The following is an 18,218-nucleotide window of genomic DNA, read 5'->3' on the forward strand; positions in this document are numbered from 1 at the left end:
GGGTAGGGCCGGCGGGGCCGGTCGGGCGGACATCGGATTCACGCCGTCGGCGACGAATTCGGGACCCGATCCCGCTCACCGGACCTGGCGGTTGGTGTCCGCGTCGTAGTGTTGACCATGCACTTCGATGTGTCGTGGCGGGATGCCGTACGCCGACTGCCGTTCACCCTCGTCCTTGCGGTTGCGCTCGTGGTGGTGGGTGCGGTCACCGGATCGTTGTGGGGCCGGGCATCGGACGAGTCGTGGTATCGCGACGTCGCCTTCGGGTTGCCCGCACTCCGCGAGGGCCGGTGGTGGACGCCGCTCAGTTCGGCGTTCGTCGAACCCGGACCCTGGATGTATCTCGTCTTCGTCGTCGTGATCCTCGTCGGAATGGGTTGGGCCGAATGGCAACTCGGCACGGTGAAGGCGATCCTCGTCGGCGTCGGCGGGCACATCGTGTCCTGTCTGCTGACCGTCGCCCTGGTGTGGCTGTTCTCCGCGCCGTTCGCCTCGTGGCACTGGGCCGATCAGCTCGCCGACGCCCGGGCCACCGGGGTGGGGGCGCTGGTGGTGTCGGCGGTGGCGGTGGCCTCGGCGACCATCCGCTCGCCGTGGCGCCTGCGTGTGCGCGTGCTGTTGGGTGCGATCGTCGCGGTCGCCTTCTTGTTCCAGGGCACACTCGCGTCGGTCGAATGGGTACTCGCCACGACGATCATGCTGTTCGTCGGCGAGAAGTTCTTCGCCGTCAACGAGCACGGATACGTTCCGCGCACCCGGCGCGAGGTCCGGATGCTCGGGTGTGCGGCGGTGCTGGTGATCGCTGGTGCCAACCTGCTGGTGTTCCTGTTCCCCGGCAGTGGACCGCTCGGTCCGACCGACGCGGGCGACGAATCGGTGTACGCCATGCTGATCGGGCTGGCGATCAACGTCCTGATCGCCGATCAGCTCCGGCGGGGGAAGCGCTGGGCATGGTGGGTGGCAGTCGTCCTGGGATCGCTCAACGTGATCCTCACCGTGGTCACACTGGCGCTCGTCGCCTTCACCGATGTCGAGACCGAGGGTGCGGTCACCCTGGGTACCACCCTGCTGTGGGGGCTGGTGCTGGCCATCCTCGTGCCGGGGCGGTTCACCTTCGCCGTGCCGTGGCGCGTGCGACATGTCGGGGACCCCGACGGGGATCCGGTCGACCACGTCCGTGAACTGTTGCGCGAGTACGGCGGCGGCACGATGTCATGGATGACGACGTGGCCCGGCAACCACTACCTGTTCACCGATGACGGCCGCTCGGTGGTGACCTACCAGAAACACGTCGGAACGCTTCTGGCACTGGCCGATCCGGTCTGTGCACCGGAGCGGCGACGCGCCGCGGTGGGTGGCTTCATCGACCTCGCGGAGAGCGCCGGTGCGACACCGTGCTGGTTCTCGATCGGGGCCGAGACATCGGAGATCGTCACCGAACGAGGCTGGCGCAGTGTGCAGATCGCCGAGGACACCATCGTCGACCTGCCGGACCTGCAGTTCAAGGGAAAGCCGTGGCAACACGTGCGGTCGGCGATGAACAAGGCGACCAAACAGGACATCTCGATGCGGATGGTCACGCTGCCGGACGAATCGTTCGCGGTGCGTACCCAGGTGCGGGCGATCTCCGAGGAATGGGTGGGGGACAAGGGGCTTCCCGAGATGGGTTTCACCCTCGGCAGCGTCGAGGAGGCGATGGACCGGCAGGTGCGCGTGGCACTCGCGGTGGACCCGGAGGGCAATGTGCACGGGGTGCTGTCGTGGCTGCCGGTGTTCGCACCCGGTGGTGACGTCGCGGGATGGACGCTCGACATCATGCGACGGCGCACCGACGGCTTCGGGCCGGTGGTGGAGTACCTGATCGCCTCGTCGGCGGTGGCGTTCAAAGACGAGGGTGCCCAGTTCATCTCGTTGTCGGGGGCGCCGCTGGCCCGGACCGGGGAATCCGATGCCGAACCGCTGGACAAAGTGCTCGACGCGCTGGGGCAGGCGCTCGAACCGTATTACGGGTTCCGGTCGCTGCACACGTTCAAGAAGAAGTTCAACCCACGGTACGAGCCGGTGTATCTCGCGTTCCGGGACGAGTCCGATCTTCCCCGGATCGGCTTGGCGGTGTCACGGGCCTACCTGCCCGATGCGACCGCCGGGCAACTGCTGCGGCTCGCGGCATCGGGCAAGGAGGACTGAGCCGGACCAGGCGTCGTCAGGGCGCAACGGGGTCGGGGGCCGAGGGGCATCGAGGCGTGACGAATCCGGTTGGTAACCAGCGTGACACCTGGTGTTGGGTTCGGCGCACGCATCCGACGCCGAGTGGTCATCGGTAGGGCACCGGATCGTTCGCAAGACGTACGAATCGGGCTGAATACTCCCCCGAGTGCCTGCGGTAACCGAACATGTACTGCCCCAAGCGGGGCGTCGACGACCGTGGCGTACCTACGCGTTGTTCCTCGCGATCGTCGGACCCAACCTCGTTCTGCTGGCGGTGTTCACCTACCGTCCACTGATCGAGAACATCCGGATGTCGTTCTACGACTGGAACATCTCGTCACCGGGCGCCACGTTCATCGGCTGGGACAACTACCGCGAGTGGGCCACCCGTTCGGACACCTGGACGATCGTCTCGAACACGGTGATCTTCACGCTGTTCGCGGTGGTGGGCAGCATGGTGATCGGGCTGGCACTGGCGCTGTTGCTCGACCGGGCGCTCAAGGGACGAAACTTCGTGCGGTCGACCATCTTCGCACCGTTCGTCATCTCCGGGGCCGCGGTCGGTATCGCCTTCCAGTTCGTCTTCGACCCGCACTTCGGGCTGATCAACGACCTGATGATGCGTTTCGGGCTCGGTGCGGCCCCGGACTTCTACCAGCAGCCGCACTGGGCGCTGTTCATGGTGACGGTGACCTACCTGTGGAAGAACATCGGCTACACCTTCGTCATCTACCTGGCCGCACTGCAGGCCCGCCGCAGTGACCTCGACGAGGCAGCGAAGATCGACGGGGCCGGTCCCGCAACGCATTTCCGCCGGGTCCTGCTCCCGCAGCTGCGTCCGACGACGTACTTCCTGTCGATCACGGTGATGCTCAACTCGCTGCAGGTCTTCGACATCATCAACGTGATGACCCGCGGCGGGCCGCTCGGCAACGGCACCACCACGATGGTCTATCAGGTCTATGAGGAGTCGTTTCGGAACTTCCGTGCCGGTTACGGCGCCACCGTCGCGACCATCATGTTCCTCGTGTTGCTGATCATCACCGTCGCCCAGGTGCGGTTCATGGATCGGGAGGGCCGATGAGCGAGTCGACGAAGACCCGGATCGCCACCGTCTGCGGGTATGCCGCCATGGTGGCCGTGGTGCTGATCGTGGCGCTGCCGCTGGTGTGGATCCTGTTGGCGTCCTTCAAGGACCGCTCCGAGATCTACGTCCAGCCCGCGGTGTGGTGGCCGTCCACCTGGCATCCCGAGAACTACACGGAGGCAACGACGTCCGTGCCGTTCTGGCAGTTCCTCCGGAACTCGATCATCGTCACCGGAATCCTGACCGCCGCCAAGTTCGTGCTCGGTGTGCTCAGCGCCTACGGGCTGGTGTTCCTGCGGTTCCCGTTCAAGAACGTCGTGTTCATCGTGATCATCGCGGCACTGATGGTGCCCAACCAGATCACCGTGATCACCAACTATTCGCTGGTCGCCCAGCTCGGCTTCCGCAACACCTTCATCGGCATCATCGTGCCGCTGGCGGGTGTGGCATTCGGAACCTTCTTGATGCGCAACCACTTCCTGTCCATCCCCGGCGAGATCATCGAGGCCGCGCGGATGGACGGTGCAGGTCACCTGCGGCTGCTGCTGCGGGTGGTGCTGCCGATCTCGATCCCCACGATGGTCGCCTTCGCGCTCATCACCCTGGTCAACGAGTGGAATGAGTACCTGTGGCCGTTCCTGATGGCCGACGACTACTCGGTGGCCACCCTGCCGGTGGGCCTGACCCAGTTGCAGAACAACGACGGCGTGACCAACTGGGGCCCGGTGATGGCGGCAACCGTGCTGGCGATGCTGCCGATCCTGGTGGTGTTCCTGGTGCTGCAACGCCAGATGATCAAGGGCTTGACCTCCGGTGCGGTCAAAGGCTGACCGCCTCGGGCGCAACGTATCTCGACAACACACACAAAGGGGTATGACAGCATGACCGACATCTCACGTCGCGGGTTCCTCGCCGCGGCCGCCACCGCCGCCGCCGGCCTGACCCTGGCCGCCTGCGCCGGTTCCGGCGACAGCAGTTCCTCGTCGTCCGGTGGTGGCGACGCCAACAACCTCACCTGGTGGTCGAACCACCCCGGCAAGTCCGGTGACGTGGAGAAGGAACTGATCAGCCGGTTCGAGGCCGCCAATCCGGGTATCAAGGTGCAGCTGGTCGACGGCGGCAAGAACTACGAAGAGGTCGCCCAGAAGTTCAACGCCGCGCTCTCGGGTGGATCGGTACCCGACATCGTCGTGCTGTCGGATGTGTGGTGGTTCAACTTCGCACTGAGGGGCGCGATCTCGCCGCTCGACGACCTGTTCGGCCGGGCCGGGGTGAACACCTCGGAGTATGTCGCCTCGCTGGTCGCCGACTACCAGTGGAACAACCAGCACTGGGCGCTGCCGTACGCCCGCTCGACACCGCTGTTCTACTACAACAAGGATGTCTGGTCCAAGGCCGGCCTGCCCGACCGCGGTCCGGCCAGCTGGCAGGAGTTCGGCGAGTGGGGGCCCAAGATCCAGCAGGTCGTGGGTTCGGGCAAGCAGGCCCACGGCTGGGGCAATGCCACCGACTACCTCGGCTGGACCTTCGAGGGACCCACCTGGACCTTCGGTGGCGCCTACTCCGACCAGTGGGACCTGAAGTTCACCGACCCCAAGACGATCCAGGCGGCGCAGTACCTGTCGGATTCGATCAACAAGGACAAGTACGCGGCCATCTCCAACGATATCGCCGCCGACTTCAGCGCGGGGATCATCGCCTCGACCATCGCATCGACCGGTGACCTCTCCGGCATCACCAAGGGCGCCACGTTCGACTTCGGCACCGCGTTCCTGCCGGCACCGAACGGTGTGAAGGGCTGTCCGACCGGTGGTGCGGGTCTGGCCATCCCGGCGAAGATCTCCGATGAGCGGAAGGTCAATGCGCTCAAGTTCGTCGACTTCATCACCAACACCGCCAACACCTCGTACTTCTCGCAGAACGTCGGCTACATGCCGGTGCGCACCGGCGCGGCTAGCGACCCGTCGATGGCGGCGTTCCTGGCCAAGAACCCGAACTTCAAGACCGCCATCGAGCAGCTCCCGAACACCAAGTCGCAGGACTACGCGCGGGTGTTCCTGCCCGGCGCGGACAAGGTCATCGGTACCGGCTACGAGCAGATCGGTCTTCGCAACGCCGACGTCGGCACGACCCTCGGTGACGTCCAGCAGCAGCTGCAGCGGATCTACGACGGTCAGATCAAGCCCAAGCTGCCGGCCTGATCGGCCACCGAAGTCGATGTCCCCGGGGAACGATCCGATCGGATCGTTCCCCGGGGACATCACCCCACCCCGTGACACGGTGCCACCCGCCGGTGCCGTACGACAGAGCAGGATTCGAGAGATCTCATGGCCTCAGTGACCTTTGACGCGGCGACCCGTCGGTTCGCCGACGACATCCCGCCCGCCGTCGACGCCCTCGATCTGCACATCGGTGACGGCGAGTTCATGGTGCTCGTCGGGCCGTCCGGGTGTGGCAAGTCCACCACGCTGCGCATGCTCGCGGGCCTCGAGTCGATCGAGTCCGGCCGTATCCTGATCGACGCCGACGACGTGTCGGGGATGGCACCGAAAGAACGTGACGTGGCGATGGTCTTCCAGAACTATGCGCTGTATCCCAACATGACCGTCGCCGGGAACATGGGTTTCGCCCTGCGCAATGCCGGAATGTCCAAGGCCGACACCGCTGCCCGCGTCGCCGAGGTGGCCCGGATGCTCGAACTCGAGGCGCTGCTGGACCGGAAACCGGCGAAGCTGTCGGGCGGACAGCGCCAGCGGGTCGCGATGGGCCGCGCGATCGTCCGGCGGCCGCGCGTGTTCTGCATGGACGAGCCGCTGTCGAATCTCGACGCCAAGCTTCGCGTGAGCACGCGCGCCCAGATCGCCGCCCTGCAACGCGAACTCGGCACCACCACGCTCTACGTCACCCACGACCAGGTGGAGGCGATGACGATGGGCCATCGTGTCGCCGTCCTCGATCGCGGTGTGCTGCAGCAGGTCGGGAGCCCGCGTGAGATCTACCGCCGACCGACCAACATGTTCGTCGCCGGATTCATGGGCACTCCGCAGATGTGCCTCGTCGACGCCGAGACCGGCACCGGCAGAGCTGCTTTCGGCGGCGTCGAGGTGCCGCTGCCCACCGGTGCCCCGGCGCGGGTGACGGTGGGGCTGCGGGCCGAGGCATGGCAACTCGGGCCGGTGGGTCCGGGCGCGGTGACCGCACAGGTCGACCTGGTGGAGGAACTGGGTGCCGAGCAGTTCGTGTACTGCACCGCCGACGCCGCGATCCGGCACGGGCGCATCGTCGTTCGTGCCGACCACCGCCAGGAGTTCATCGTCGGTGAGGAGATCGGCCTGACACCGATCGTCCGCGAACTGCACTGGTTCGACACCGAGAGCGGGGAGCGGCTCGACGTCTGAGATGTCCCGGCCGCGATGACGGCGCCCGGTCGACGGGATGGTGTGCCCGGTGAACGTGTTCGGGTGCCCGGTCGACGGGATGTGGCGCCCGATGAACGTGTTCGGGTGCCCGGTCGACGGGATGGTGTGCCCGATGAACGTGTTCGGGTGCCCGGTCGACGGGATGGTGTGCCCGGTGAACGTGTTCGGGTGCCCGGTCGACGGGATGTGGCGCACCGTCTCAGTCGACGGTGGTGTCGGTGACGCGTTCGGGATGGGTGTAGAGCACCATCGACTCCCCGCGGACGAAACCGGCCAGGGTGAGACCCTGCTCGTCGGCGAGATCGGCGGCCAGTGACGACGGCGCCGACACCGCCGACAGCATCGGCACGCCGGCCATCACCGCCTTTTGCACCAGCTCGAATCCGGCGCGCCCGGACACCTGCAGGATGTGGGCGCGCAACGGCAGCAGATCCCGGGCCAGGGCCCACCCGATCACCTTGTCCACGGCATTGTGCCGGCCGATGTCCTCGCGGATCACCAGCATCTCGCCGGTGGCCGCATCGATCAATCCGGCGGCATGTAGTCCGCCGGTCTTGTCGAAGGTCTTCTGCCCCTGCCGAAGTCGATCCGGCAGTGCGAGAACGGTCGTGGCCGCGACACGGAAATCGTCGGTGCGGAGGTCGAATCGTGAACGCACCGCCACGTCGTCGATGCTGTCCTTGCCGCACACCCCGCAGGCGCTGCTCGACGGCAGCGACCGGTTGGGTGCCGGTGGTGTCACGTGTGCGGCGAGCGCCACATCGAGCACGTTGTAGGTGTTGGCGCCGCTCGCATCGGTGCCGGCGCAGTACCGGGCGGTCACGAGATCGTCTGCGCGGGCGATGATTCCCTCCGACACCAGGAATCCGGTCGCGAGCTCGACATCGTTGCCGGGCGTGCGCATGGTGACGGTGAAGGGCTGACCGCCGATGCGGATCTCCAGCGGTTCCTCGCCGGCCAGGGTGTCGGCGCGGGTGGTGGGTTCGGTCCCGCGTCGGATGCGGACCACACGGCGGCGGGCGGTGACGCGGCCCATCAGACCTCCAACAGGATGGTCACCGGACCGTCGTTGACCAGATCGACCTCCATGTGCGCACCGAAACGGCCGGTGGCCACCTGCGCCCCGGCCTCGCGCAATGCGGCGGCGACGGCGTCGACCAGCGGTTCGGCCACCGGACCGGGCGCGGCGGCATTCCACGAGGGCCGACGGCCCTTGGCGGTGTTGGCGTAGAGGGTGAACTGGCTGATCACCAGGATCGGGGCGTCGACGTCGGCGGCTGCCCGTTCGGGTCCGCCGTCGTGCCCACCGAAGATCCGCAGTCGCCAGATCTTGTCGGCGAGGACGGCCGCCGACTCGGGGGTGTCGTCGTGGGTGACACCGACCAGGGCGACCAGCCCGTACCCACCGGGCGCGATGTCGAGGGCACCGACCACCTCGCCGTCGACCCGGACGCTGGCCTCGGTGACTCGCTGGATGACCGCACGCACCGGTCCAGCATGCCAGGTGGGGCGGCGCGCGGGCCGGGGGAGGCGCTGCGATCGGCGGGTAGCGTGGCGGAGGTGCCCCGCGGGCTAGCACCGCGAGCACAGACCACGGACTTCGCACGGTGGAATCCGCCATCCGGTGGGAGTGGCGCACCGTGACATTCACCGAAGGGATTCACGTGACCACGACCGACCGATCTGCACATGTCGAACGATTCGGCACACACGGCGTATGGGGCTGGTGGGGACAGTTCTCACCGGAACAGGCCGCCGAGTTCGAGAACCTGGGTGTCGGCACCATCTGGCTCGGCGGATCGCCCGAGCACCTCGGGCCGGTCCGCAAGGTGCTCGAGGCCACCGAGCACGTGACCGTCGCCACCGGCATCGTCAACATCTGGAACACCGACGCCGCGAAGATCGCCGGCGAGTTCCACGCCCTCGAGAACGACTTCCCGGGACGGTTCTATCTCGGGATCGGTGCCGGACATCCCGAGGCGACCGCCGAGTACACCACCCCGTACTCCGCGGTGAACGCCTACCTCGACGTCCTCGACGACGAAGGGGTGCCCACGCTGCGTCGGGTGCTGGCCGCACTCGGCCCCAAGATGCTGCGCCTGTCGGCCGACCGGGCTCTGGGCGCGCATCCGTACCTGACGCCGCCCGCGCACACCCGGATCGCGCGGGAGACCCTCGGCGACGGGGTGCTGCTGGCACCGGAACACAAGGTGGTGCTCGACACCGATCCGGTCGCGGCACGGAAGGTGGGCCGTCCGCCGGTCGACAAGCCCTACCTGCATCTGCGCAACTACACCTCCAACCTCGAGCGGCTCGGATACACCGCCGCCGACATCGCCGACGGCGGCAGTGACGACCTGATCGACGCACTCGTCGCGCACGGTGACGAGGTGGCCGTGCGGCACCAGGTGGACGCCCATCTCGCCGCCGGGGCCGACCATGTCGCGATCCAGGTCCTCGGGTCGCAGACCCCGACGATCGAGGTCGCCCGGATCCTCGGGGCGATCTGACGCGGACCGGTCCGGCCGGGCACCTCGGTCCCGGCCGGACCGGTACCGGTCTGTTGGCCGGGCGGGCGGTCAGGCCTGGTAGACGTCGGGTTCCTTCATCACCAGGGCGATCAGCCAGCCGACCACCGAGATGACGATCGCGCCGAAGACCGCCGACCACCAGAAGCTGTCGACCTCCAGGCCCCAGCCGGTGGTGTTGCGGGTGAACCACGAGGTGAGCTCGATCATCAGGGCATTGATGATGATGTGGATCAGCCCGAGCGTGAGGATGTAGAGCGGGATCGACAGGATCTGCACGATCGGCTTGACGAATGCGTTGATCACGCCGAAGACCACCGCGACAAAGAAGACGATGCCGACCTTCTGCCAGGTGGCGTCGTGGACATCCCAGACGAAGTGCAGTCCCGGGACGATCAACGTGGCGATCCAGAGCGACAGACCGGTGAAGGCGGTGCGGATCACGAAGGCGCGCATACGCCACATTCTGCCAGCCGACGTGGCGTCGGCCACGCCCCGACGGCGTCCCGGAGTGGGTCGATCGTGCCGGTTTGGACTGTTCCCGCAGTTCGCGTAGCATTGAACGTCGGTGCGCGAAGCGTGCCGGTTTGCGCGTGTCATGGGTCCGGTTCACCGGGGCCGTTCAGGCCTGCCGGTGACGCCCAAGTGTGCCAACACAGTAACGGAAACGTACGGATTCAACCGGGTGGACGCCACGGCGCCACCAGGATCGCGGAGGACATGGCGAAGAAAGACGGGGCCATCGAGGTCGAGGGTCGGGTGATCGAGCCGCTGCCGAATGCGATGTTTCGCATCGAGCTGGAGAACGGTCACAAGGTGCTCGCCCACATCAGCGGCAAGATGCGGCAGCACTACATCCGCATCCTGCCCGAGGACCGGGTCGTCGTGGAACTGTCGCCCTACGACCTCGGTCGTGGGCGGATCGTCTACCGCTACAAGTAAGACCTCCCGGCCCAACCGGTTCGGGAAACCACACCTGCGAGGTGCGGCCCTACGGTCGTGTCCTGCGGGCGACAACAGGAGAGATTGACGTGAAGGTTCAGCCGAGCGTCAAGCCGATCTGTGAGAAGTGCAAAGTGATCCGCCGTAACGGCCGGGTCATGGTGATCTGCGAGAACCTGCGCCACAAGCAGCGTCAGGGCTGAGCACACCCACACCAGATCGCTTGGTGAAACACCACGAGTGAACACAGTGGACAACTGAATACGCATCAGAGCTGAACAGAACTTTGTGAAGCCCTCCCGGCACCAGCGTCGACAGACGGGTCGCCGCCCACCTCCGGTTCAGAGGCCGGAGCCTGCCGCGCCAGACACCACGGTCTGGCCATCGGAGCAGGACGGACCGGGAGCAGACCTCTGAGATCAAGAAGGAATGCCACATGGCACGTGTTGCTGGTGTGGATCTCCCCCGCGAGAAGCGGCTGGAGATCGCACTGACCTACATCTATGGAGTTGGGCGTACCACCTCCAAGGAGATCCTGGCGGGTACCGGTCTGTCCGCAGACCTGCGCGCCAAGGATCTCACCGACGCCGATGTCGCCAAGCTGCGCGAATACATCGAGGCCTCGGTGAAGGTCGAGGGTGACCTGCGTCGCGAGGTGCAGGCCGATATCCGTCGCAAGATCGAGATCGGTTGCTACCAGGGTCTGCGCCACCGTCGTGGCCTGCCGGTCCACGGACAGCGCACCAAGACCAATGCCCGCACTCGCAAGGGCCCGAAGAAGACCATCGCCGGGAAGAAGAAGTAATGCCTCCGAAGTCACGTAGCGCAGGCCCCAAGAAGGGTGCACGGCGTCGCGATAAGAAGAACGTCCCGCACGGTAACGCGCACATCAAGTCGACGTTCAACAACACCATCGTCTCGATCACCGATCCGAACGGCAACGTCATCAGCTGGGCGTCGTCGGGTCACGTGGGCTTCAAGGGCTCGCGCAAGAGCACCCCGTTCGCGGCTCAGCTCGCGGCCGAGAACGCTGCGCGCAAGGCCGCTGAGCACGGCGTGAAGAAGGTCGACGTGTTCGTCAAGGGACCGGGCTCGGGTCGCGAGACCGCCATCCGGTCGCTGCAGGCCGCCGGCCTCGAGGTCGGCACCATTTCTGATGTCACCCCGCAGCCGCACAACGGTTGCCGGCCGCCCAAGCGGCGTCGGGTCTAGCGGGAAAGGGAGGAACAGACAAACATGGCTCGTTATACCGGCCCCGCAACAAAGAAGTCCCGTCGTCTGCGCGTCGATCTGATCGGCGGCGACCAGGCGTTCGAGCGTCGCCCCTACCCGCCCGGCCAGCACGGCCGCGCGCGGATCAAGGAGAGCGAGTACCTGCTCCAGCTGCAGGAGAAGCAGAAGGCGCGCTACACCTACGGCGTCCTGGAGAAGCAGTTCCGCCGCTACTACGAAGAGGCCAACCGCCGCTCCGGCAAGACCGGTGACGAGCTGCTGCGCATCCTCGAGACCCGTCTGGACAACGTCGTGTACCGCGCCGGACTGGCCCGTACCCGTCGCCAGGCCCGTCAGCTGGTCAGCCACGGCCACTTCACCGTCAACGGTGTGAAGGTGGACGTCCCCAGCTACCGCGTCAGCCAGTACGACATCATCGACGTCCGTCCGAAGTCGTTGGCCACCACCCCGTTCCAGATCGCCAAGGAGCTCGTCGGCGATCGTCCGGTCCCGGGTTGGCTGCAGGTCGTGCCCTCCACCCTGCGCATCCTCGTGCACAACGTGCCCGAGCGTGCCCAGATCGAGGTCCCGCTGACCGAACAGCTCATCGTCGAGTTCTACTCGAAGTGACCACACGGGGGTTCGCCCCCGTGTGACCCCGAGAAGCCCGCACCCCGGTGTCGGGCGGCTCGGGGGATCACACCGACAACCAGCAGCAACAGCTGCTCGGTCCACCTTCTAGGCCGTCAAATAGCGGGCGGCCACAAGGAGAGAACGCGAAATGCTCATCTCACAGCGACCCACCCTGACCGAGGAGATCCTGGCCGACAACCGGTCGAAGTTCGTCATCGAACCGCTCGAGCCCGGCTTCGGCTATACCCTCGGCAACTCGCTGCGTCGTACCCTGCTCAGCTCCATCCCGGGCGCTGCCATCACCAGCATCCGGATCGATGGGGTCCTGCACGAGTTCACCACCGTCCCGGGTGTGAAGGAAGACGTCACCGACATCATCCTGAACCTCAAGGGCCTCGTGGTCAGCTCCGAAGAGGACGAGCCGGTCACCATGTACGTGCGTAAGCAGGGTCCGGGCACCGTCACCGGCGCCGACATCGTGCCCCCGGCCGGTGTCACCGTGCACAATCCCGACCTGCACATCGCGACCCTCAACGACAAGGGCAAGCTCGAGATCGAGCTCGTCGTCGAGCGGGGCCGCGGCTACGTGCCGGCCGTGCAGAACAAGGCGTCGGGTGCCGAGATCGGCCGTATCCCGGTCGACTCGATCTACTCGCCGGTGCTCAAGGTGACCTACAAGGTCGAGGCCACCCGTGTCGAGCAGCGCACCGACTTCGATCGTCTGGTGCTCGACGTGGAGACCAAGAACTCGATCAGCGCGCGTGACGCGCTGGCGTCGGCGGGCAAGACCCTGGTGGAGCTCTTCGGGCTCGCCCGGGAGCTCAACGTCGAGGCCGAGGGCATCGAGATCGGACCGTCGCCGGCCGAGGCCGACCACATCGCATCGTTCAGCCTGCCCATCGAGGATCTGGATCTGACCGTGCGGTCCTACAACTGCCTCAAGCGCGAGGGTGTCCACACCGTCGGTGAGCTGGTTGCACGGACCGAGTCGGATCTGCTCGACATCCGCAACTTCGGGCAGAAGTCGATCGACGAGGTCAAGGTCAAGCTGCACGCGCTCGGTCTGTCCCTCAAGGACAGCCCGGCCAGCTTCGACCCGTCGCAGGTCGCCGGTTACGACCCCGCCACCGGTACGTGGTCGGACGATGCATCGTTCGACGGCGACACCGGCGAGGATTTCGCAGAGACCGAGCAGCTGTAAGGCGCTCGCCAATACCCTGACTTCCGGTCGTGAGATCGTGAGTCCCTCCTAGGAGAAGACAATGCCCAAGCCCACCAAGGGTGCCCGCCTCGGCGGGTCGGCCAGCCACCAGAAGGCGATGCTGGCGAACCTCGCCACGTCGCTCTTCGAGCACGGCCGTATCACCACCACCGAGGCCAAGGCCAAGCGCCTTCGCCCGTACGCCGAGAAGCTGATCACCCACGCCAAGGCCGGCAAGCTGGCCAACCGGCGTGAGGTGCTCAAGGTGATCCGCGACAAGGACGTCGTCCACTCGCTGTTCGAGGAGATCGGCCCGAGCTTCGCAGAGCGCAACGGCGGCTACACCCGCATCATCAAGACCCTGCCGCGCAAGGGCGACAACGCCCCCATGGCAGTGATCGAGCTGGTGACCGGGTCGACCGTGGCCACCGAGGCCAACCGCGCCAACCGGGTTGCCGCGTCGCAGAAGGCCGACGAGGCCCCTGCCGAGACCGAGGCCGTCGAGGCCGAGGCTGTCGAGGCAGCTGCCGACGAGGCCCCCGCAGAGGTCGCCGACGAGAAGAAGTCGGACGACTGAGCGAGGACACACGCATGATCGAACCCGCCGTCACCACACCCGGTGACGGCGGGTTCGTTCGTCTGCGATTCGACATCGGGTACGACGGCACCGACTTCGCCGGGTGGGCCCGTCAGATCGGTCAGCGCACCGTGTGCGAGACCCTCGAGGAGCGGCTGTCGACGGTGCTGCGGGTGCCGGTGCGGCTGACCGTCGCCGGTCGCACCGATGCCGGGGTGCACGCCACCGGCCAGGTGTGCCACGCCGACATCCCGGCCGCGGCGCTGGCGACCCGCTCGATCGGCGGAGACCCCACGACACTGGTCGGACGGCTCGCGAAGATGCTGCCCGACGACGTCCGGGTCAAGGCCGTCACCACCGTCACCACCGACTTCGACGCCCGGTTCTCGGCACTGCGCCGGCACTACCGGTATCGGCTCACCGACACCCGATGGGGTGCCGAGCCGACCGTCGCCCGGATCACCGCCGCGTGGCGCCATCGGCTCGACGTGGACGCGATGAACGCCGCGGCCCAGACATTGCTGGGGCTCAACGACTTCGCCGCGTTCTGCCGACGCCGCGAGGGAGCGACCACCATCCGCGACCTCCAGCGCTTCGCCTGGACCCGCGACGCCGACGGCGTGCTGGTCGGCGAGGTGAGCGCCGATGCGTTCTGCTGGTCGATGGTGCGCTCACTGGTCGGTGCGGTCGCCTCCGTCGGCGACGGTCGCCGCGACGTCGACTGGTGCGCCGCCCTCCTGACCGAACGCACCCGCAGTTCGACGGTGCCGGTCGCCGAGGCCCGCGGCCTCTGCCTGGTGGGTGTGGACTACCCGGCCGCCGACGAACTCGCGGCCCGAAACGAGATCACCCGGGACGTCCGTACCTCCACCGGCGGTTGCTGCGGCGGGTGACGGACGCCCCGGGCGATCGGGAGCGTCGGGGGGTCAGCCTCGGAGTTTGCGGCCCTGTCCGTCGCGGACGCTGCCGGTGAACATCATGATCGCATCGATCAGCACCCAGATGCTGACGGCGAAGATGATCGCGATCCCCACGAACATGAGCAGCACGCCGAAGACCGCGCCACCGTCGGAGTTGTTGCTGCCCGCGACACCGATGATGACGATGCCGAGGATGAACAGAATCCAGGACAGGACGTTCAGGCCGAGCTGGATCGAGGCGATCTTCATGTCGCCGATGTAGAAGCGTCCGGCGGCGAATCCACCGAGGAACAGCTGCAGCAGACCTGCGGTGACCTTGGACTTGTCCGACAGCGGCTCACCGGTCATCGGGTCGACGTCGGGGCCGTACCCGTAGCCCGGATAGCCGGGATAGCCCGCCGCGGGGTATCCGGGCTGGGCGCCGTAGGCGGGTTGGGCACCGTAGCCGGGCTGGGCGCCGTAGGCAGGCTGTGCACCATAGCCGGGCTGGGAGCCGTACCCCGGCTGCGATCCGTATCCGGGCTGGGAACCCTGACCCGGCTGCGATCCGTATCCGGGCTGGCTGCCGTATGGATCGGGGGTGCCATAGGGGTTCGGCTGGTAGCTCATGACGGCCATCCTCTCACGCGACGGTGGTGAACCTGCGGCGCCGTCGGTCGTCCGGTCGACGTCGGTGCCCGTACCGGGCACCGCGACCGGCATCGGATCGTCGTCGGTGGGTGGTCGGGGGAGCCGAGCGGGCGCTCTCAGGCGGCGGCGAGGCTGCGCGCGTACTGCACGCGGTTGCTGATGTCGAACATCGCGCCGGCATTGAGGGCCGGGATGTTGGTGACATGGGTGATGCCGTGGCCGTGCACCGTCACCTGGATGTATCCGGTGGTCTTGGTTTCCTTCATCAGCAGGAACAGCAGACTCAGGGCACAGATCAACACGAAGCCGACGAGGGCCAGGATGATCCCCGTCTGCGAGATCTCCTCGCTGGTCCGGGACATGTCCAGCACCGACCACTGGGTCCCGGCGATCGGAAAGGTGCCCGACGGGGTGATGACGTGCGTCTGGGTGCAGGTGATGTCACCGATGACGACCAGCGCCGCACCCGCCGCGCCCGGGCCCATCCCCGGTGCGCCCATCCCCGGTGTGCCCATCCCCGGCGTGGGGCCGGGCCCGTAGCCGGGGGTGCCGTAGCCGGGGGTTCCGAAGTCGGGGGTGCCGTAGCCGGGGGTTCCGTAGCCGGGCGATGGATATCCCGGGGTCGCCGGCGGGCCGGGAGGCGTCTGCTTCGTCAGGTCGGGCGGGAGCCGCTGGGGATCATGCTCGTGGGGGAACGGGCCACTCATCGGCCCATCGTCGCACGAATGCCGGGTCAGGTGGCGGAACGTTCGTCCTCGATCGCGTCGAGCACGGCCTCCACGGTGTCGTCGTCACCGACGAACTCCTCGGGCCGGGGACCGCCGGTGGACATGAGTGCCCGCCAGTGGAGCGCATCGAAGACCACCGGGTCGGTCTGCTCCAGGAAAGTGGTCACCACCTGCACGAACAGCTCGGGGTCGTCATGGAAGGGGAAGTGGCCGGAACCGGGGAACGTCTGCAGCTGCGAGTGGGGGATGGCGGCGTGTCCGATCAGTGCGTGCTCATAGGGGATGACGGTGTCGTCGTCGCCCCAGATGAACAGCACCGGGAGTCGTTCGGTCAGATAACACCGGTCGAGCATCGTCACCGATTGCCCTCGCCAGTCGACGACGGCGCGCAGCGTCCGCATGAACGCCGCCGACGCATGCGGGTCGGCCAGATCGCCGAGCACCCGGACGAGGTCCTCGTGGTCGTTGAGGGCCCGGCGCGGTGACAGGGACCGGGGCACGCCGGGGACATGCGGGAGGGAGACGAGGGCACCGGCGACTCCGCGCAGTGCGGGCATCACGCCGGGGATGCGGAGCAGGGTGAGCACCTCGTTGACCACCGGCAGGGTCGCGGCCCGCAGCACGGGATTGACCTCGCGGGTCACGCCGCCGGCCGCGACCAGCACCAGCCGCTCGACGAACCGGGGGAACTGGTAGCAGAACTGCATCGCGACGCCGCCGCCGAGCGAATGACCGACGACGGTGACCTTGCTGATCCCGAGCACCACCAGCAGATCACGCATGCCGTTGGCGAAGGCCGGCACCGAGTAGTCGGCGCGGGGCTTGTCGGAGAGGCCGTGTCCGAGCAGGTCCGGGGCGATCACCGTGTAGTGCTGGGCGAGCATCGGGATCACCTCGTTCCACGTGGACGAGTTGTCGCCGATGCCGTGGATCAGCAGCAGCGCCGGTCCGCTGCCGGCGATGCGGTAGGCGCGTCGATATCCGTGGATCGTGTGGTATTCGATCCGGACCGCGGTGTCGGAGACCGGCCGCAGATTGGGTGTCGAGGTCCCGCCGGTCGGGATCGAACGATTCGGCGGCATGGGGTGTCGGGGTCCGGTCATGATCGACTCCTTGCTCACGGCGCTGTGATGTGGCCATCGGGGGACCGGTCGGCGGCTGGACTGTCCGGCTGTCCGGTCCTGCTGGGGATCCGCTCGGCGTTGGAATCCGATGGATCTTTACCCTTGAGTAAACCCCAGGTTGGCACATTTCGCCCGTTGTGTTGCCGGCAGCTGACGTCCCGGCGAACTGGGCGGGCCAGAGTGGGACAGTCGTCCAGAAGCCCTAGTCTGGACGGTGATGAATCCGTTCGACATCGACTCGTTCCTCGCGACCGGCGGCCTGATCGGCCTGTGTGTGCTGATCTTCGTCGAGACCGGCCTGCTCATCGGCTTCGTGTTCCCCGGCGATTCCGTGCTGTTCACCGCCGGAGTGCTTGCTGCACAGCCCAACCCGTTCGCCGAGGTCTGGTGGCTGTGCATCCTGGTGCCGCTGGCGGCGATTCTCGGCGACCAATGCGGCTACTTCATCGGGCGGCGTGTGGGTCGTAGCGTGATCGAGGGCAGGATGCGGCGCGCCGTCGGACCGGAGTATGTCGAGCGCACCCACCGATTCTTCGAGCGGTACGGCCCGCTGACGGTGTTCTTCGGCCGGTTCATCGGCGTGGTGCGCACGCTCACCCCGTTGTTCGCCGGGTTCAGCGGCATGCCGTACCGGGTGTTCACGCTGTTCTCGGTGCTCGGCAGCTTCGTGTGGGCGGCGGGCATCGTGATGCTCGGCTACTTCCTCGGCCAGGTGCCGCTGATCCGTGACCATCTCGAGGTGTTCATCATCGCGTCGGTGCTCACCGTCGTCGTCCCGATGGGGATCGCGATGGGCCGCCGCTGGCTGCGCAGCCGGCGTGAAACAGACCGACGTGAAACAGACCGACGTGAAACAGACGATGAGACGTCGGTCGACCCCGGCGACCACTCCGACCCTGCGAACCCCGACGATCCCGCTGGCCCCGTCGACGCATCCGCGGTCTCCGGGACCGAGCCGACTGCCGACAACGGTCGCCGGGACCGCGACTGACGCTCGCCGGGTCCGCTG

21 protein-coding genes are annotated in these 18,218 nt (G+C 67.0%); 15 read left to right on the plus strand and 6 right to left on the minus strand.

Going from position 1 to position 18,218, the window contains the following annotated elements:
• The first annotated feature begins 117 nt into the window (after positions 1 to 117).
• The 5 genes from Q9K23_RS19645 (at position 118) to ugpC (ending at position 6,693) form a co-directional block, all read left to right on the plus strand.
• A complete protein-coding gene (locus Q9K23_RS19645; RefSeq protein WP_305950561.1) occupies positions 118 to 2,187 on the plus strand; it encodes a DUF2156 domain-containing protein in 2,070 nt (689 codons plus the stop codon).
• 187 nt (positions 2,188 to 2,374) lie between these two features.
• Positions 2,375 to 3,292, plus strand: coding sequence for a sugar ABC transporter permease (locus tag Q9K23_RS19650; protein ID WP_020791780.1), 918 nt, complete (start codon positions 2,375 to 2,377; stop codon positions 3,290 to 3,292).
• Positions 3,289 to 4,125, plus strand: a complete 837-nt coding sequence (locus tag Q9K23_RS19655) for a carbohydrate ABC transporter permease (RefSeq protein WP_053778037.1) — start codon at positions 3,289 to 3,291, stop codon at positions 4,123 to 4,125. The genes Q9K23_RS19650 and Q9K23_RS19655 overlap by 4 nt, the downstream gene beginning before the upstream one ends.
• Positions 4,126 to 4,176: 51 nt before the next feature.
• A complete protein-coding gene (locus Q9K23_RS19660; protein ID WP_053778038.1) occupies positions 4,177 to 5,496 on the plus strand; it encodes an ABC transporter substrate-binding protein in 1,320 nt (439 codons plus the stop codon).
• A 126-nt stretch (positions 5,497 to 5,622) separates the two neighbouring features.
• The gene (gene ugpC / locus Q9K23_RS19665; protein WP_053778039.1) at positions 5,623 to 6,693 is read left to right on the plus strand and encodes a sn-glycerol-3-phosphate ABC transporter ATP-binding protein UgpC; all 1,071 of its coding nucleotides are present in this window, start codon (positions 5,623 to 5,625) and stop codon (positions 6,691 to 6,693) included.
• Positions 6,694 to 6,913: 220 nt separating this feature from the next.
• Here the strand turns inward: ugpC and fdhD are convergent, their stop codons facing one another.
• Together fdhD and dtd are read right to left on the minus strand one after the other, a co-directional pair.
• On the minus strand, positions 6,914 to 7,750 hold the full coding sequence (fdhD, locus tag Q9K23_RS19670; RefSeq protein WP_053778040.1) for a formate dehydrogenase accessory sulfurtransferase FdhD: 837 nt from the start codon (positions 7,748 to 7,750) through the stop codon (positions 6,914 to 6,916).
• Positions 7,750 to 8,202 carry a D-aminoacyl-tRNA deacylase gene (gene dtd / locus Q9K23_RS19675; protein WP_053778041.1) on the minus strand — a complete coding sequence of 151 codons (453 nt, stop codon included), beginning with the start codon at positions 8,200 to 8,202 and terminating at the stop codon, positions 7,750 to 7,752. Before dtd ends, fdhD begins: the two co-directional genes overlap by 1 nt.
• 176 nt (positions 8,203 to 8,378) lie before the next feature.
• Between dtd and Q9K23_RS19680 the strand changes: the two genes are divergently transcribed.
• Positions 8,379 to 9,224, plus strand: a complete 846-nt coding sequence (locus Q9K23_RS19680) for an LLM class F420-dependent oxidoreductase (protein ID WP_020790664.1) — start codon at positions 8,379 to 8,381, stop codon at positions 9,222 to 9,224.
• A gap of 69 nt (positions 9,225 to 9,293) precedes the next feature.
• Here the strand turns inward: Q9K23_RS19680 and Q9K23_RS19685 are convergent, their stop codons facing one another.
• Entirely contained in the window at positions 9,294 to 9,698 is a 405-nt protein-coding gene (locus Q9K23_RS19685; RefSeq protein ID WP_053778042.1) for a phage holin family protein, read from the minus strand.
• A gap of 264 nt (positions 9,699 to 9,962) precedes the next feature.
• Between Q9K23_RS19685 and infA the strand changes: the two genes are divergently transcribed.
• From infA to truA, 8 genes are all read left to right on the plus strand, one after another.
• Positions 9,963 to 10,184 (plus strand): translation initiation factor IF-1, encoded by a 222-nt coding sequence (infA, locus tag Q9K23_RS19690; protein ID WP_005170487.1) that lies wholly within the window; start codon positions 9,963 to 9,965, stop codon positions 10,182 to 10,184.
• A gap of 89 nt (positions 10,185 to 10,273) precedes the next feature.
• Positions 10,274 to 10,387 (plus strand): 50S ribosomal protein L36, encoded by a 114-nt coding sequence (gene rpmJ, locus Q9K23_RS19695; RefSeq protein ID WP_005207978.1) that lies wholly within the window; start codon positions 10,274 to 10,276, stop codon positions 10,385 to 10,387.
• A 233-nt stretch (positions 10,388 to 10,620) separates the two neighbouring features.
• A complete protein-coding gene (gene rpsM / locus Q9K23_RS19700) occupies positions 10,621 to 10,989 on the plus strand; it encodes a 30S ribosomal protein S13 (RefSeq protein WP_020790663.1) in 369 nt (122 codons plus the stop codon).
• Complete coding sequence (gene rpsK, locus Q9K23_RS19705; protein ID WP_006338095.1) at positions 10,989 to 11,396, plus strand: 30S ribosomal protein S11; 408 nt, start codon at positions 10,989 to 10,991, stop codon at positions 11,394 to 11,396. Before rpsM ends, rpsK begins: the two co-directional genes overlap by 1 nt.
• A gap of 24 nt (positions 11,397 to 11,420) precedes the next feature.
• A complete protein-coding gene (gene rpsD, locus Q9K23_RS19710) occupies positions 11,421 to 12,026 on the plus strand; it encodes a 30S ribosomal protein S4 (RefSeq protein WP_020790662.1) in 606 nt (201 codons plus the stop codon).
• A gap of 151 nt (positions 12,027 to 12,177) precedes the next feature.
• Positions 12,178 to 13,230: a DNA-directed RNA polymerase subunit alpha gene (locus Q9K23_RS19715; protein WP_020790661.1), complete on the plus strand. Its 1,053-nt coding sequence runs from the start codon at positions 12,178 to 12,180 to the stop codon at positions 13,228 to 13,230.
• A 61-nt stretch (positions 13,231 to 13,291) separates the two neighbouring features.
• The gene (gene rplQ, locus Q9K23_RS19720; RefSeq protein WP_020790657.1) at positions 13,292 to 13,807 is read left to right on the plus strand and encodes a 50S ribosomal protein L17; all 516 of its coding nucleotides are present in this window, start codon (positions 13,292 to 13,294) and stop codon (positions 13,805 to 13,807) included.
• Positions 13,808 to 13,821: 14 nt separating this feature from the next.
• Positions 13,822 to 14,700 carry a tRNA pseudouridine(38-40) synthase TruA gene (gene truA / locus Q9K23_RS19725; RefSeq protein WP_020790655.1) on the plus strand — a complete coding sequence of 293 codons (879 nt, stop codon included), beginning with the start codon at positions 13,822 to 13,824 and terminating at the stop codon, positions 14,698 to 14,700.
• 33 nt (positions 14,701 to 14,733) lie between these two features.
• On the opposite strand, the gene Q9K23_RS19730 is transcribed toward truA, so the two are convergent.
• The 3 genes from Q9K23_RS19730 to Q9K23_RS19740 form a co-directional block, all read right to left on the minus strand.
• Positions 14,734 to 15,336 carry an NINE protein gene (locus tag Q9K23_RS19730; protein ID WP_305950249.1) on the minus strand — a complete coding sequence of 201 codons (603 nt, stop codon included), beginning with the start codon at positions 15,334 to 15,336 and terminating at the stop codon, positions 14,734 to 14,736.
• A 137-nt stretch (positions 15,337 to 15,473) separates the two neighbouring features.
• On the minus strand, positions 15,474 to 15,872 hold the full coding sequence (locus tag Q9K23_RS19735) for a hypothetical protein (protein ID WP_238404114.1): 399 nt from the start codon (positions 15,870 to 15,872) through the stop codon (positions 15,474 to 15,476).
• Between the two features lie 218 nt (positions 15,873 to 16,090).
• Entirely contained in the window at positions 16,091 to 17,167 is a 1,077-nt protein-coding gene (locus tag Q9K23_RS19740; RefSeq protein WP_053778069.1) for an alpha/beta hydrolase, read from the minus strand.
• Between the two features lie 259 nt (positions 17,168 to 17,426).
• Between Q9K23_RS19740 and Q9K23_RS19745 the strand changes: the two genes are divergently transcribed.
• Positions 17,427 to 18,200 carry a DedA family protein gene (locus tag Q9K23_RS19745; protein WP_082366015.1) on the plus strand — a complete coding sequence of 258 codons (774 nt, stop codon included), beginning with the start codon at positions 17,427 to 17,429 and terminating at the stop codon, positions 18,198 to 18,200.
• The last annotated feature ends 18 nt before the right edge of the window (positions 18,201 to 18,218 follow it).

It is taken from the genome of Gordonia sp. NB41Y (assembly GCF_030718915.1).
In the GTDB taxonomy this organism is placed as follows: domain Bacteria; phylum Actinomycetota; class Actinomycetes; order Mycobacteriales; family Mycobacteriaceae; genus Gordonia; species Gordonia desulfuricans.

What these genes read in the sequence shown, in the direction of transcription:
- Q9K23_RS19645 (WP_305950561.1), top strand. Translation starts at nt 118, where the DNA reads ATGCACTTCGATGTGTCGTGGCGGGATGCCGTACGCCGACTGCCGTTC.
- Q9K23_RS19655 (WP_053778037.1), top strand. Translation starts at nt 3,289, where the DNA reads ATGAGCGAGTCGACGAAGACCCGGATCGCCACCGTCTGCGGGTATGCC.
- Q9K23_RS19660 (WP_053778038.1), top strand. Translation starts at nt 4,177, where the DNA reads ATGACCGACATCTCACGTCGCGGGTTCCTCGCCGCGGCCGCCACCGCC.
- ugpC (WP_053778039.1), top strand. Translation starts at nt 5,623, where the DNA reads ATGGCCTCAGTGACCTTTGACGCGGCGACCCGTCGGTTCGCCGACGAC.
- fdhD (WP_053778040.1), bottom strand. Translation starts at nt 7,750, where the DNA reads ATGGGCCGCGTCACCGCCCGCCGCCGTGTGGTCCGCATCCGACGCGGG.
- Q9K23_RS19685 (WP_053778042.1), bottom strand. Translation starts at nt 9,698, where the DNA reads ATGCGCGCCTTCGTGATCCGCACCGCCTTCACCGGTCTGTCGCTCTGG.
- infA (WP_005170487.1), top strand. Translation starts at nt 9,963, where the DNA reads ATGGCGAAGAAAGACGGGGCCATCGAGGTCGAGGGTCGGGTGATCGAG.
- rpsM (WP_020790663.1), top strand. Translation starts at nt 10,621, where the DNA reads ATGGCACGTGTTGCTGGTGTGGATCTCCCCCGCGAGAAGCGGCTGGAG.
- rpsK (WP_006338095.1), top strand. Translation starts at nt 10,989, where the DNA reads ATGCCTCCGAAGTCACGTAGCGCAGGCCCCAAGAAGGGTGCACGGCGT.
- rpsD (WP_020790662.1), top strand. Translation starts at nt 11,421, where the DNA reads ATGGCTCGTTATACCGGCCCCGCAACAAAGAAGTCCCGTCGTCTGCGC.
- Q9K23_RS19715 (WP_020790661.1), top strand. Translation starts at nt 12,178, where the DNA reads ATGCTCATCTCACAGCGACCCACCCTGACCGAGGAGATCCTGGCCGAC.
- rplQ (WP_020790657.1), top strand. Translation starts at nt 13,292, where the DNA reads ATGCCCAAGCCCACCAAGGGTGCCCGCCTCGGCGGGTCGGCCAGCCAC.
- truA (WP_020790655.1), top strand. Translation starts at nt 13,822, where the DNA reads ATGATCGAACCCGCCGTCACCACACCCGGTGACGGCGGGTTCGTTCGT.
- Q9K23_RS19730 (WP_305950249.1), bottom strand. Translation starts at nt 15,336, where the DNA reads ATGAGCTACCAGCCGAACCCCTATGGCACCCCCGATCCATACGGCAGC.
- Q9K23_RS19735 (WP_238404114.1), bottom strand. Translation starts at nt 15,872, where the DNA reads ATGGGCACACCGGGGATGGGCGCACCGGGGATGGGCCCGGGCGCGGCG.
- Q9K23_RS19740 (WP_053778069.1), bottom strand. Translation starts at nt 17,167, where the DNA reads ATGCCGCCGAATCGTTCGATCCCGACCGGCGGGACCTCGACACCCAAT.
- Q9K23_RS19745 (WP_082366015.1), top strand. Translation starts at nt 17,427, where the DNA reads ATGAATCCGTTCGACATCGACTCGTTCCTCGCGACCGGCGGCCTGATC.